The organism is Embleya hyalina, from assembly GCF_003967355.1.
In the GTDB taxonomy this organism is placed as follows: Bacteria; Actinomycetota; Actinomycetes; order Streptomycetales; family Streptomycetaceae; genus Embleya; species Embleya hyalina.
On the sequence record NZ_BIFH01000024.1, the window covers coordinates 296,704 to 309,024 of the forward strand.

The 12,321-nt window shown below is 72.8% G+C and carries 10 protein-coding genes; 2 read left to right on the top strand and 8 right to left on the bottom strand.

Annotated elements, in window-relative coordinates; translation table 11 throughout:
* The 5 genes from EMA17_RS26340 to EMA17_RS26360 all read right to left on the bottom strand — a co-directional run bounded on the left by EMA17_RS26340 (position 1) and on the right by EMA17_RS26360 (position 6,186).
* The gene (locus EMA17_RS26340) at positions 1-2,142 is read right to left on the bottom strand and encodes an ATP-binding protein (RefSeq protein ID WP_246126899.1); all 2,142 of its coding nucleotides are present in this window, start codon (positions 2,140-2,142) and stop codon (positions 1-3) included.
* 174 nt (positions 2,143-2,316) lie between these two features.
* Positions 2,317-3,273, bottom strand: coding sequence for an ABC transporter substrate-binding protein (locus EMA17_RS26345; RefSeq protein ID WP_126639599.1), 957 nt, complete (start codon positions 3,271-3,273; stop codon positions 2,317-2,319).
* A 77-nt stretch (positions 3,274-3,350) separates the two neighbouring features.
* Positions 3,351-4,148: an ABC transporter ATP-binding protein gene (locus tag EMA17_RS26350; protein ID WP_126639600.1), complete on the bottom strand. Its 798-nt coding sequence runs from the start codon at positions 4,146-4,148 to the stop codon at positions 3,351-3,353.
* Positions 4,145-5,218, bottom strand: a complete 1,074-nt coding sequence (locus EMA17_RS26355; protein ID WP_126639601.1) for a FecCD family ABC transporter permease — start codon at positions 5,216-5,218, stop codon at positions 4,145-4,147. Before EMA17_RS26355 ends, EMA17_RS26350 begins: the two co-directional genes overlap by 4 nt.
* The gene (locus EMA17_RS26360; RefSeq protein ID WP_126639635.1) at positions 5,215-6,186 is read right to left on the bottom strand and encodes a FecCD family ABC transporter permease; all 972 of its coding nucleotides are present in this window, start codon (positions 6,184-6,186) and stop codon (positions 5,215-5,217) included. Before EMA17_RS26360 ends, EMA17_RS26355 begins: the two co-directional genes overlap by 4 nt.
* 207 nt (positions 6,187-6,393) lie before the next feature.
* Between EMA17_RS26360 and EMA17_RS26365 the strand changes: the two genes are divergently transcribed.
* A complete protein-coding gene (locus tag EMA17_RS26365; protein ID WP_126639602.1) occupies positions 6,394-8,070 on the top strand; it encodes an amidohydrolase in 1,677 nt (558 codons plus the stop codon).
* Between the two features lie 377 nt (positions 8,071-8,447).
* Here the strand turns inward: EMA17_RS26365 and EMA17_RS26370 are convergent, their stop codons facing one another.
* Positions 8,448-9,197 carry a hypothetical protein gene (locus tag EMA17_RS26370; RefSeq protein ID WP_126639603.1) on the bottom strand — a complete coding sequence of 250 codons (750 nt, stop codon included), beginning with the start codon at positions 9,195-9,197 and terminating at the stop codon, positions 8,448-8,450.
* A gap of 165 nt (positions 9,198-9,362) precedes the next feature.
* Here EMA17_RS26370 and EMA17_RS26375 point away from each other — a divergent pair, with 165 nt between their 5' ends.
* Entirely contained in the window at positions 9,363-10,124 is a 762-nt protein-coding gene (locus EMA17_RS26375) for a bestrophin-like domain (protein WP_126639604.1), read from the top strand.
* 88 nt (positions 10,125-10,212) lie between these two features.
* Here the strand turns inward: EMA17_RS26375 and EMA17_RS26380 are convergent, their stop codons facing one another.
* Together EMA17_RS26380 and EMA17_RS26385 are read right to left on the bottom strand one after the other, a co-directional pair.
* A complete protein-coding gene (locus EMA17_RS26380; protein ID WP_246126900.1) occupies positions 10,213-10,983 on the bottom strand; it encodes an ABC transporter permease in 771 nt (256 codons plus the stop codon).
* Complete coding sequence (locus EMA17_RS26385; RefSeq protein ID WP_126639605.1) at positions 10,980-11,882, bottom strand: ABC transporter ATP-binding protein; 903 nt, start codon at positions 11,880-11,882, stop codon at positions 10,980-10,982. The genes EMA17_RS26380 and EMA17_RS26385 overlap by 4 nt, the downstream gene beginning before the upstream one ends.
* Between the last annotated feature and the right edge of the window lie 439 nt (positions 11,883-12,321).

Genomic DNA, 12,321 nt, shown 5'->3' on the forward strand with positions numbered 1-12,321 from the left:
TCACCCCGGCGGATCGAGGCCGCGCAACCGCGCGCGTACCGTCTCGGCCGCCGGGGCCCGCACCGCGTCCAGCAGGCCGAGCGCCTCGCCGTACCGGTCCCGGGCCTCGTGGGGACGTCCCCGCCGCTCGGCGGACTCGCCGAGCGCGGTGAGCACGTGCGCCACCTCCACGCTCGCGTTGTGTCCGCGCAACACCCCGAGCGCGGCGAGCAGGTGCGGTTCCGCCCGATCGGGTCGGCCGTCGGCCACCAGCCCTCGGCCGATCAGGGCCCGCGCCCGCGCGGCGTTGTACGTGTCGTGGACCCGCTCCAGCCCGGCATGTGCCGCCTCGGCATGGGCGATCGTGTCGGCGGCCCGGCCGGCGCGCAGCGCCACATCCCCCCGATTGAAGCGCGCCAACGCGGCGGGTCGCGGGTCGCCGAGGGCCAGACACCGGCCCTCGGCCTCGCGAAACGCCGCGTCGGCCTCCTCCAGGCGGTCCAGGCCGAGCAGCGCCAGACCGGTGTAGTTGCGCGCCCTGGCCGCCCCCACCGCGTCGCCGGACCCGGCGCACACCTCGGTCGCGGCGGCGAACATCTCCAACGCCCGGGCATGGCCGCCACAATCCAGCTCGCACAACCCGCCCGAGGTCAACATCCGAGATTCCGCCGCCGGATCGGCACAGGCACGGGCGGCGTCCAACCCCAACTCGTGCGCCGCGCGGGCCTCGTCGAAGTACTTGCCGCGCAGGAACAGCGGCCACAGCGCGTCGGTCAACTGCCACACGACGGTGTGCAGTTCGGCGGCGGCGGCGGTGCGGATCGCGGCGACGAGGGTGACCCGCTGCCGCTCCAGCCAGGCCAGCGCCTCCGGGCCGTCGGCGAAGTCCACCCGGGGCACCTCCGCGGCCTCGTAGTCCCGGGCCAACGACCGGTGTTGGGGTTCGAGCAGTTCCTCCGCCCGGGTGGCCGTGGCCAGGTAGTGGTCCAGGATCGCGCGCAGGGTGTCTGTGCGTTCGGAGTCCGAGCGTTCGGACATCTTGTCCACCGCGTGTAGTCGGATCAGGTCATGGAATCGGTAACGCTCGTCGGCGGTCTCGGTGAGCAGATTGCGATCGAGCAGGTCCTCCAGGACGGCCGGCGGCCCGTTCCCCGTCCGTCCCCCGAGCACCGCCGTTGCCACCACCGGTCCGAAGTCCGGGCCCGGGTGCACGCCGAGTCCGCGATACAGGCGCGCCGCCGCGGCCGGCAACTCGCGGTACGAGACGTCCAACGCGGCCCGGACGGTGTGGTCCCCGTCCAGGGCCAACGCGTCCAGGCGCCCGCGCTCGTCGGCCAGGGCGCGCACCATCGTGGTGATCGGCCGGGTCGGCCGCGAGGCCAGCCGGGCGGCGGCCACCCGTACGGCGAGCGGGAGTCGGGCACACAGCTCGACCAACTCGGCGGCCTCGGCCGGTTGCTCCCGGACCCGGTCGTCGTTCATCGTGTCCGCCAGGAGCTGCACCGCCGCGGTGTGGTCGAGCGGTTCCAGCGGCACCGGCACACCGCCGTTCACCAGCAGCCCCGACAACCGGCCGCGGCTGGTGACCACGGTGAGGTTGGCGCCGGCCGGCAGCAGCGGGCGGACCTGGGCGGCGGTCGTCGCGTCGTCGAGCAGCACGGCCAGTCGGCGGCCCTCGGTCAACGAGCGGTACAGGCCGAGTTGTTCGGCCGGGTCGCGCGGCACCCGATCGGCCGGGACCCCGAGTCCGCGCAGGAAGCCGCCGACGATCTCGCTCGGGACGGCCGGGGCTTCGCCGCCGTGCCCCCGCAGATCGGCGTACAGCCGGCCGTCGGGAAACGCGGCGTGCGGCCGACGCAGCCAGGTCAGCGCGAGCGTGGTCTTGCCGACTCCGGGCTGCCCGCCGAGCAGCACCAGCCGCGTCCCGTTCGCGCACAACCGGTCGAGCGCGTCCAGTTCGCGCACCCGATCGACCATCGGTGGGGCCGGCGGCAGTTGCCACGGCACCACGGCGGTGTCGGCGGGGCCGATGGAGACGTGGATGCCCCCGTGTACCGTGCCCGCCTGCACGCTGGGTCCGTGTACCGTCCCGCCGAGTTCGTTGTGGCTGCCCACCGCCTCCGGCGACGGGCCGCTCCCGTGCCGATCGTCGACGCCCGACACGGTCCCCCCGTTCGTCGCGGCCGAAACCGCCCGTACGCGTGGCCGAATCCGGCCCCCGGCGGACGGGCGGGCACACTGGATGTTTGTCGCCCGACGAGGCCGTGAAACATTTCGCGACGGTTCGAGGGGCTTCGTTCCGGTACCCCGAGGGGCGAGAACTCCGCCCCGGAGGTCTCAACCCCGCTTCGGCAGCAGGCGTTCCAGATCGGTCAGCACATGGTCGGCGGCCGTGTAACCGGTACCGACCATCCAGTATTCGTCGTCCACCTCGTGCGCCCGACCGGACTTGACCGCGTTCAGCGTCTTCCACAGCGGGCCGCCGGTGACCTTGTCGTGATCGGTCTTGTCCTTCGGACCGTATGTGGCCACGAAGATCACGTCGCCGTCCGCCTGTTCGATCCGCTCGGCACTCACCTCGACCATGAACGTGTCGACGTTCTGCGCGGTCGGACGGCCGAGGCCGATCTCGCTCAGGATGTCGCCGATGAACGTGGCCTTCCCGTACAGCCGGTTCTGGCCCGCGACGAAGCGCAACACGCTCACCCGCACGGCGCCCGGGTCGCCCAGCGCGCCGCCGAACGCCTTGGCCCGGGCGGTGAACGCGGCCACCACCCGGTCGCCCTCGGCCTTCTTGTTCAACGCGTCGGCGTCGAGCAGGAAGTTCTGCCGCCACCGGGTGCCGGCCTGCTCGGAGAAGACCACCGGAGCGATCCGGCTCAGCGCGTCGTGGCGATCGGCGTCGCGGACCAGGTTGCCCAGGATCAGATCCGGCTTCAGCGACTCGATCACCTCCAGGTTGGGCGCCCCGATCGCGCCGACCTCCCTGATCCCCGCCGTCTTGTCGCCGTGATACCTCGGGAACCCGGCGCCGGGACTGCCCACGACCGAGCCCACGGGTTTGACGCCCAGGGTGAGCGCGGTGTCCAACTCGCCCATGTCGAGGGTGACCACACGCTTCGGCGCGACGGGGACCTTGACCACGCCCTTGGCGGTGCGCACCTCGCGGGTGTCGGCCGAACCGGACCCGGCGCCCCTGGCGCCGTCGGCACCCTCGGAGGAACACCCGGTCAGGACGAGCGCGGCGACCACGCCCAGGGTCGCGGCCACGCGGGACAGGGAGGCGAATCTCATCGGGACTCCTCGAAGGACGCCGGCGGGCGGCGACCGTGATCGCGCACGACCGGCGGGCCGAACGGGAAGCGCGTTCGCTACCCGATCTCTCGGGGTTGCCCCGGAACGACCATCGGCGCACCCGTCACCGGGCACGGGATGACCACGCAGTCGAGCCCGAAGACCTCGCCGACCAGATCGGCCGTGACGATCTCGCCCGGCGCGCCCTGCGCCACGATCGCGCCGGAGCGCATCGCGATCAGGTGATCCGCGTACCGGCACGCCTGGTTGAGGTCGTGCAGCACGGCGACCACCGTGCGCTCGCGCGTGACGTTGAGCTCGCGGACCAGGTCGAGCACCTCCACCTGATGCGCGATGTCGAGGAACGTGGTCGGCTCGTCGAGCAGCAGGATCCCGGTGCCCTGGGCGAGCGCCATCGCGATCCACACCCGCTGGCGCTGCCCGCCGGAGAGTTCGTCCACGTAGCGGTCGGCGAGTTCGACCACGTCGGTGCGCCGCATCGCGTCGGCCACCACGTCCTCGTCCTCGTCCGACCACTGCTGCCACCAGCGCTGGTACGGCTGCCGGCCGCGCGCGACCAGGTCGGCGACGGTGATCCCCTCCGGCGGCACCGGGCTCTGCGGCAACACGCCGATCCGCCGGGCGATTTCCCGGGTGGGCAGGTCGCGAAGCGCCGCGCCGTCGAGCAGCACGCTGCCGCCGACCGGCTTGAGCAGGCGACCGAGCGAGCGCAACAGGGTGGATTTGCCACAGGCGTTCGGACCCACCACCACGGTGACCTTGCCCGCGGGCACGTCCAGATCCAGGTCGCGGACCACGATCCGGTCCTCGTAGCCCAGGGTGAGCTCCCGCGCGGCGAGCTGATGGGTGGTCACGAGGCGCCTCCGGAACGGGATCGGGTCAACATCCACAGCAGGTACGGGCCGCCGACCGCGGCGGTGAGCACGCCCACCGGCAACTCGGCGTCGGAGATCAGCATCCGCGCGCCGATGTCCGCGATCACCACGATCAGCGCGCCGAGCAGCGCCGAACACACCAGCGGCACCTGGGGGGTCCGGGTCAGTCGGCGGGCCACCTGCGGCGCCACCAGGGCGACGAAGTCCACCGGCCCGGCGGCGCCGGTGGCCACCGACGCGAGCAACACGCCGACCACGACCAGGCCGAGTCGGATCCGGCCGAGCCGGATGCCGAGGGCGATCGCGGTGTCGTCGTCGAACCCGGCCGACCTGGCCGCCCGCGCGGCCCACACGATCGCCGGGGTCAGCGCGAGCAACACCCAGAACAGCGGCTCGCCCTGGGACCAGCCGCGCCCGTTCAGGCTGCCCGACATCCACACCTTGGCCTGCTGGGCGAGGGCGATGTCGGCCTTGGTGAGCAGCAGGTTGGTGACCGAGTACAGGGCCACCGAGACACCCACGCCGATCAGCACGAACCGCTGCGCGTTCAGCCCGCGACGCCAGGCCAGCACGTACACCAGGAAGGCGGCGATCGTGCCGCCCGCCACGGCGGTGAGCGGGGTCGCGGTGGGCCCGCCGTAGCCGAAGACCAGGCCGAACACCACGGCCGCGGCGGCCCCGTGCGAGACGCCGATCACGTCCGGACTGGCCAGCGGATTGCGCGCCACGGTCTGGATCAGGGCGCCGGCGATGCCGAAGGACAACCCGACCAGGAGCCCGACGGTGGTGCGCGGCAGCCGCAAGGTCTCGACCACGAAGCTGTCGTCGGCGCCGACGAGCACCTTGAGCACGTCGCCGGGAAGAATGAAGCGCTCGCCCACACACAGGCCGAGCAGGAATGCGGCCGCGAGCAGCACCGCCACCACGCTCGTCACCACGACGGAACGGCGATGCAGCAGGAACGAGAAGCTCGGGCGACGGACCAGGATGTGACCGTACGGGCGGTGGCTCGCGCGGCTCGGGTGGCCCGGGTTGCTCGGCCGGTTCATCCGGACACCACCGGCTTGCGGCGCACCAACGCGACCAGGATCGGCACGCCGATCAGCGCGGTCATCGCGCCCACCTCGACCTCGGCCGGCGGGAACAGGACCCGCCCCAGCACGTCCGCGACCAGCAGCAGGATCGGCGCGAGCAGCGCGGACATGGCCAGCACCCATCGGTGATCGGTGCCCACCAGGGCCCGGGCGGCGTGCGGAACGGCCAGGCCGACGAAGGAGATCGGGCCGGTCGCGGCCACCGCGACGCCGGTCAGCACGGTCGCGCCGAGGCCGCCGATCACCCGGATCCGGTTCACCTTGTGTCCCAGGCCCTTGGCCACGTCGTCGCCGAGCGCGAGCGCGTCCAGACCGCGCGCGGTGGCCGCCACCAGGAGCACGCCCACGCCGAAGAACGGCAACATCTGCCAGGCCACCTCGTCGGTGCGTCCGGACAGCGAGCCGACCAGCCAGAACCGGTACTGGTCCAGGGTGCCCTGATCGGTGGTCAGCACCATGGTGATCACCGCGCCGAGCGTGGCGGCCAGCGCCTGCCCGGACAGCGCCAGCTTCACCGGGGTGGCACCGCCGCGCCCCCGCGCCGCGACCGCGTACACCAGCACCCCCGTGCACAGCGCACCGGCGAAGCCGAACCACACGTAGCCGGTCAGGCTGCTCACCCCGAACACCGCGATCGCGGTCACCACGCCGGCGGCGGCACCGGTGCTGATGCCCAGGATCCCGGGCTCGGCGATCGGATTGCGGGTCAGCCCCTGCATGCAGGCCCCGGCGATGCCGAGGGACGCGCCGACGAGCAACGCCACGACGGTGCGCGGCACCCGCATCGAGTTCACCACGATGGCGTCGGTGGAGTCGCCGCCGTGCACGAGCGCGTCGAGCACCACGCTCGGGGCGATGCCGCGACTGCCCACGGCGAGGCTGAGCAGACACGCGGCGGCCAACACGAGCAGCACCGAGACCATCAGGAGGGCTCGGCGCCGCGTTGTTCGACCCCGCGTCGGGAGGACGTTCACTGGAGCAGGTTAGGCTGACCTAATATGTCCGGCTCAGTCGGGGGGCGGGTTCGGTACGGGTCTCACGCAGGGTCGCCGCACGACTGCGCAGGCCGCTCGCGCAGACCGCGGACGAGGGGTCGTGTCGAGCGGTACGAACGCCTGGGAGCGAGCACCATGACCACCACCCTGTTCCGCGGCACCATCCGCACCGGCGCGGGCATCGGCGCGGGCGCCGGTGGGGGCGTCGGCACCGGTTCCGGCAGCGGTTCCGGCACCGGCTCGGGTTCGGGTTCGGGCTCGGGTGACACCGATGCGCTGGCGGTGCGGGACGGCCGGGTCATCGCGCTGGGCGCGGACGCGCTCGACCTCGCGTCCGTCGCCGACGAGGTCGTCGACCTCGGCGACGGCCTGCTGCTCCCGGCCTTCGGGGACGGACACGCGCACCCCCTCTTCGGCGGCCTCGAACACTTCGGGCCGCGGATCAAGGGGCTGACCGATGTCGAGGCGATCGCCGCCGAGGTGGGGCGCTGGGCCGCCGAACACCCGGACGAGGAGTGGATCGTCGGCGCCAGCTACGACCCGACGCTGGTTCCGGACGGCGAGTTCGACGCCCGCTGGCTGGACGCGGCGGTGGCCGACCGGCCGGTGGTGTTGCGGGCGTACGACTATCACACGGTGTGGTGCAACACCGAGGCGCTGCGCCGGGCCGGCGTCGGGAGCGCGACGCCGGAGCCGCGACTGGGCTGGATCGTACGGCGCCCGGACGGCTCGCCGATGGGCACGCTGCGCGAGTGGCACGCCTGCGACCTGGTGCTGGATCGGGTGCCGGGCCGTCCTCTGGACGAACTGGTCGACGCGCTGCGGGTGGCCGGCGAGGCGTACGCGGGTGCGGGGCTGACGTGGGTTCAGGACGCCTGGGTGGAACCGGAGATGGTGCCCGCCTATGTCGAGGCGGCGCGGCGTGGGGTGTTGGCGTTTCGGGCCAACCTGGCGTTCCGGGCCGATCCGGACCGCTGGCGCGCGCAGCGGGCCGAGTTCGTCGCGACGCGGGCGACGGTGACGGCCGAGGGCGGGCCGCTGTTGTCCGCGCGGACGGTGAAGTTCTTCGCGGACGGGGTGATCGAGGGCGGCACGGCGGCGATGTTGGCGCCGTACTGCGACGCGCCGCACAGTTGCGGGATGCCGGTGTGGGCGCCGGCCGCGTTGGCCGAGGCGGTCACCGCGTTCGACGCGGACGGGTTCCAGGTACACATCCACGCGATCGGCGACGCGGGGGTGCGCGCCGCCCTCGACGCGATCGAGGCCGCCGCGTCGGCCAACCCGGAATGGGACCGGCGGCCGGTGATCGCACACGTGCAGATCGTCGACCCGGCCGACCTGGCCCGGTTCGGCCGGCTCGGGGTGATCGCCAACTTCGAGCCGCTGTGGGCCCAACTCGACGCGCTGCAACTGGAGTTGTCGATTCCGCGCGTGGGCGCCGAGCGGGCCGGACGGCAATACCCGATGCGCGGCCTGCTCGATTCGGGCGCGCCGGTGTCGTTCGGCAGCGACTGGCCGGTGAGTTCGCATCGGCCGATGGAGGGCATCCAAGTCGCGGTCACCCGGCGGACGTTCGAGGGGCTGCCGGAGCAGGGCTGGGCACCGCACGAGCGGTTGACGGTGGATCAGGCGCTGGACGCGTACACCGACGGGGTCGCCTATCAGGCGTTCGCGGACGACCGGCGGGGCCTCGTGGTGGGCGCGGCGGCCGATGTGGTGTGGCTGAGCGCGGACCCACGTGAGGCGGATCCGATGACCCTGCGGGAGGTGGCGGTGCGGGGCACGTGGTTGGCGGGAACACGCACACACTGAGCGAACCACCCCACCACCAACAGCACCCACACCCCATCCCACACCCCGACTTCCACGCCACCCCACGTCCCACCCCCGACGCCGCGCCCCGCCTCCCGTCCCGCGTCCGGCTTCGCGCCCCGCCCCGCGCTGCATCCCGACTCCCGTCTCCCGCCCCGCCGCGCCTCGCCCCGCCGCGCCTCGCCCCGCCGCGCTCCGCGTCCCGCCTCACGTCTTGCGTCGATTCCCGCGTTCCGCGCCCCGCTGTGCGTCTCCCGCTCCGTGCTGCGTCCCAACTCCCGCGCCGCGTCCCGCGCTGCGCGCCCCGTCCCGCGCTGCCCCGCGCTGCGCGTCCCGACTCCCGCCTTCCGTCCCGCGCCCGGCGTCGCGTGTTCCGCTCATCTCCCACCTACCGGTTGTTGGGTAATGTTCGGGTGGCTGTGCGTATTTGGTCGGCCGGTGACCCGTTCGAGTGAATCGAAGGGCCATTCGGGCCAAAGCCGGTGATTTGACGAGACGATCGCTGCCATGAGCGCATGGGGTCGGGCGCGCCGGTGGGGGTGCGCGGTCGGGGCGGGGGCCTTGTTGGCCGCTCCGACGAGTGTCGCGTGGGCGGGGTCGGGTTCCGGCGGTGGGCATACGCCCGGCGCGCACGTGGATGTGTGCGTTTCGATCGGTGGGTCGCCCGGGGCGAGCGTTCGGGTCGACGTGACGCCGGCCACCGGGCCGCCGACCGGGGGGATCGGGCTCACGGTCGATTTCCGCTTGGTGCGCAACGGGTCCTGTCGGCCCACGTCCAGCCCCAAGCCGTCTCCGACGCCCACGACGCCCAGGCCCACCACGCCCAAGCCGACGCCGCCTTCGACACCACCTCCGACGCCGCCTCCGACGAAGCCGACACCGGTCCGGAGCACGCCACCTCCGCCGATGGTGCGTGAGACGCCGATCGCGGTGGTCGTACCCAAGGCGACGCCGCCTCCGGTGCGGAAGACACCACCGCCACCGCCGACCACTCCGCCGCCGACGCCGCCGGTGGTGACGCCGCCGCCGCTGCAACCGATCGCGGTGCGGCGGCCGGTGGCCCGCCCGGCTCCGGCGCCGCCTCCGGTGCGCGGGAACTCGCTCGTCACCACGACGTTGCTGATCACCGCGCCCGCGATTCTGGCCGGTGCCGCGCTCAAGCCGCGCGGCCGCGCGGGGGCGCGCGGATCGGGCGGCGGTGGTGGCGGCGGGCGTGGCTGAGGCGCCGAGTCAATCGCCTCCTCGGTTTCCGACTCCCTGGATCCTTTGCCTTTTTGCCCCGGAGGTCATCCGTGACGCATTGGGTTGTACTGGCACTCGCGATGGTCGCGGTGTGTGCGGTCGTCCTCTCCGTCGTCGTGCTCAAGCAGCGGCGGTTGCCGGACGACGACGACCCGTCGGCCACGCCGGACGTGCTCGAATACATGACGATGATGATCGGCGTCGTCTACGCGATCGTGCTCGGCCTCGCGATCGCCGCCGTGTGGGAGGGGCGGAGCGCGGCCGAGGACGAAGTGCGGCACGAGGCACAGGCGTTGCACGAGGTCAGTGAGCGGGTTCGGGTCTATCCGCCGCAGGTGCGCGATCAGATCCGAGCGGACATCGACGCCTACGTGAAGTACGTGGTCAAGACCGAGTGGGGCTACATGGCCGACCACGGCGAGTTGTCCCCGCGTGCTTCGAAGCTGTTCGAGACCGTACGCAACGAGGTGACGGACTATGCGCCGCAGGGCGACCAGGAAACGCAGATGTACCAGCCGATCCTGGACCAGATCGCGATCGCGGACGACGCGCGGCAGGCGCGCGGCGGGCAGGCGGGCGCGTCGATGCCGGGGCTGGTGTGGTTCGGCCTGATCACCGGCGCCGTCGTCACCGTCGGGATGATCTTCACGCTGCAGATCCGCAGATCCGCACCGGAGTTGATCGTTGCCGGGTTGTTCAGTGCGTTGATCGCGTTCCTGTTGTTCCTGATCTGGGACTTGGACGCGCCCTTCGGGCAGGGGATGACGGCGGCCTCGGACGCGTTCGTGTCGTTGTTCTCGGGGGCGCGGTAGGGGCGGCGGCGGAGGAGAAGCGGCTTGATAACGGGCCTGCCGGGCGGCGAGATCACCCACCCGGCGGGCCCGTCGATCGTCCGGCGGGTCAGTGCACCTCGGTACGGATGACGCGACACGTGCCGACGGCCAGTGGGATCAGCAGCCAGATGGTCATCGTGGTGGCCAGTCTGGCCCATTCGGTGCCGGTGATGCCGGTGTCGTAGAGCGGGTCGAGGGCCGCGCCCGGGTTGATCCAGCGATTGACGGACTCCATCGCGGAGACGAGGCCGGCCAGGATCCCCAACACGCTCGGCACCATGAAGAAGGCGACGATCGCGAGCGGGGCGTTCAGGAACAGGACGCCGAACGCCACGCCCACGGTGATGCTCAGGATCGCGGCGAGCAGTACCGAGGCGAGCATCGGGCCCGGGATGGACCAGTTTCCGGCGCCTCGGTCGGTGAGGCTCGCGACCACCCGACCGAGCGTGGCGCACAGCAGCCCGAACACGACACCGAACAGGGCCAGGACCGCACCCGCGGCGACCTTCGCGCCGAGCACGCGACGGCGATCGGGGACCAGGGCGAAGGTGGTCAGGGCCGTGCGCTGGGACCATTCGGCGGTCACCGCCAGGATCCCGACCACCGGGAACAACACCGCCACGCCGGCCTGGGAGGAGGTGAGGAACGACGGCCAGGTGCGGTCCTCGCGGGGAGCGGCGGTCAGGGTCACGACGACGAGGGCGACGGCGGCCGACGCGACCACGGCCAGCAGCCAACGGCCCGCGCGGGTGTCGGTCATCTTGCGCAACTCGACCTCGGTCAGTCGGAGGAGGGTCGGTGCGGCGATGGTCACGGTAACGGGTGCGGCGACGGTCACGACCCGACCTCCTGCGGGGAGGAGCCGAGTCGGCTCAGGAACATCTCCTCGAGTCCTTCGTGTTCGGCGGGGCGCAGTTCGCGCAGTACGACCCCGGCACCGGCGGCGGCCCGGCCGACCGCTTCGGCCGAGGCGTCGACCAGGAAGGTGCCGGCCGAGTCGGTCGGGTGGTGGGACAGGCCGGCCGTGGTGAGCGCGGCGTGCAGCGCGGCCGGGTCGAGGGCGGCGACCAGGGTGCCGGCGGGGGCGGTGAGGAGTTCGCTCTTCGTGCCGTCGGCCACGACGCGGCCCTTGGCGATCATCACGATGCGATCCGCCACCGCCTCGATCTCGCGCAGTTGGTGCGAGGACAGCAGGACGGTGCCGCCGCGGTCGGCGAAGTCGCGCAGGAGGGTGCGCATCTGGAAGACCCCCTCGGGGTCCAGGCCGCTGGTGGGCTCGTCCAGGATCAGGACCGCCGGGTCGCCGAGCAGGGCCTGGGCGACGCCCAGCCGCTGACGCATCCCGAACGAATAGCCGCCGACCCGACGCCGCGCCGCGGGCCCGGACAGGCCCACCAGGGCGAGCAGTTCGCCGACGCGGGCCTGGTCCACGTCCAGGATGCGGGCGCACAGGGAGAGCGTCTCGCGCCCGCTGCGCCCCACGTGCTGGGCACTGGCGTCCAACAACACGCCGACGTGGCGTCCGGGATTGGCCAACCGCCGATACGGCACCCCCTGGATGGTCGCGCCGCCCGCGCTCGGCGGCGTGAGCCCGCAGATCATCCGCATCGTGGTGGACTTCCCCGCCCCGTTGGGCCCCAGGAACCCGGTCACGGTCCCCGGCTCACACCGAAAGGAAACCCCGTCGACGGCAACGTGCTCCCCGTAGCGCTTGGTCAACTGCTCGACACTGATCATGCCCCCAGCCTGACCACCCCAGGCGGCCCCCCACAGCGCCCAACGGTCCACAGTTGGCAGCCTTGGTCTACGCCTCACCCGACCAAGGACACCCCGGAAACCTTCGAACGACGCGGCCGGTTACCCCCGAAGGATGGGGCGGGTCGGCATGTTTCCGGCGGGCGTCGCGCGGTTGGTCGCGGGTGGCCGGTGCGGGGCCGGCCGGGGTCGTGGGGTGGGCCGCCGGCGGGCGGCGTGCGGGGCTTCGAGCCCTGAAGCTCTCGGCGAGGCGAGCGTGTTGCTCGGCAAAAACCGACCTGCAGCGGCGGACGAGGAGGGCGGTCGGGTCGGGTTCCCGGGGGTGCCTTTCCGAGTGGGCCGGGTGCTTCCGGCGCGCGTTGCGCTTGTGGCGGGGGGCCGGCCGGTGCGGGGCTGGTCCGGGTCGTGGGGTGGGCCGCCG

What these genes read in the sequence shown, in the direction of transcription:
- EMA17_RS26345 (WP_126639599.1), bottom strand. Translation starts at nt 3,273, where the DNA reads ATGAGATTCGCCTCCCTGTCCCGCGTGGCCGCGACCCTGGGCGTGGTC.
- EMA17_RS26355 (WP_126639601.1), bottom strand. Translation starts at nt 5,218, where the DNA reads ATGAACCGGCCGAGCAACCCGGGCCACCCGAGCCGCGCGAGCCACCGC.
- EMA17_RS26360 (WP_126639635.1), bottom strand. Translation starts at nt 6,186, where the DNA reads ATGGTCTCGGTGCTGCTCGTGTTGGCCGCCGCGTGTCTGCTCAGCCTC.
- EMA17_RS26365 (WP_126639602.1), top strand. Translation starts at nt 6,394, where the DNA reads ATGACCACCACCCTGTTCCGCGGCACCATCCGCACCGGCGCGGGCATC.
- EMA17_RS26385 (WP_126639605.1), bottom strand. Translation starts at nt 11,882, where the DNA reads ATGATCAGTGTCGAGCAGTTGACCAAGCGCTACGGGGAGCACGTTGCC.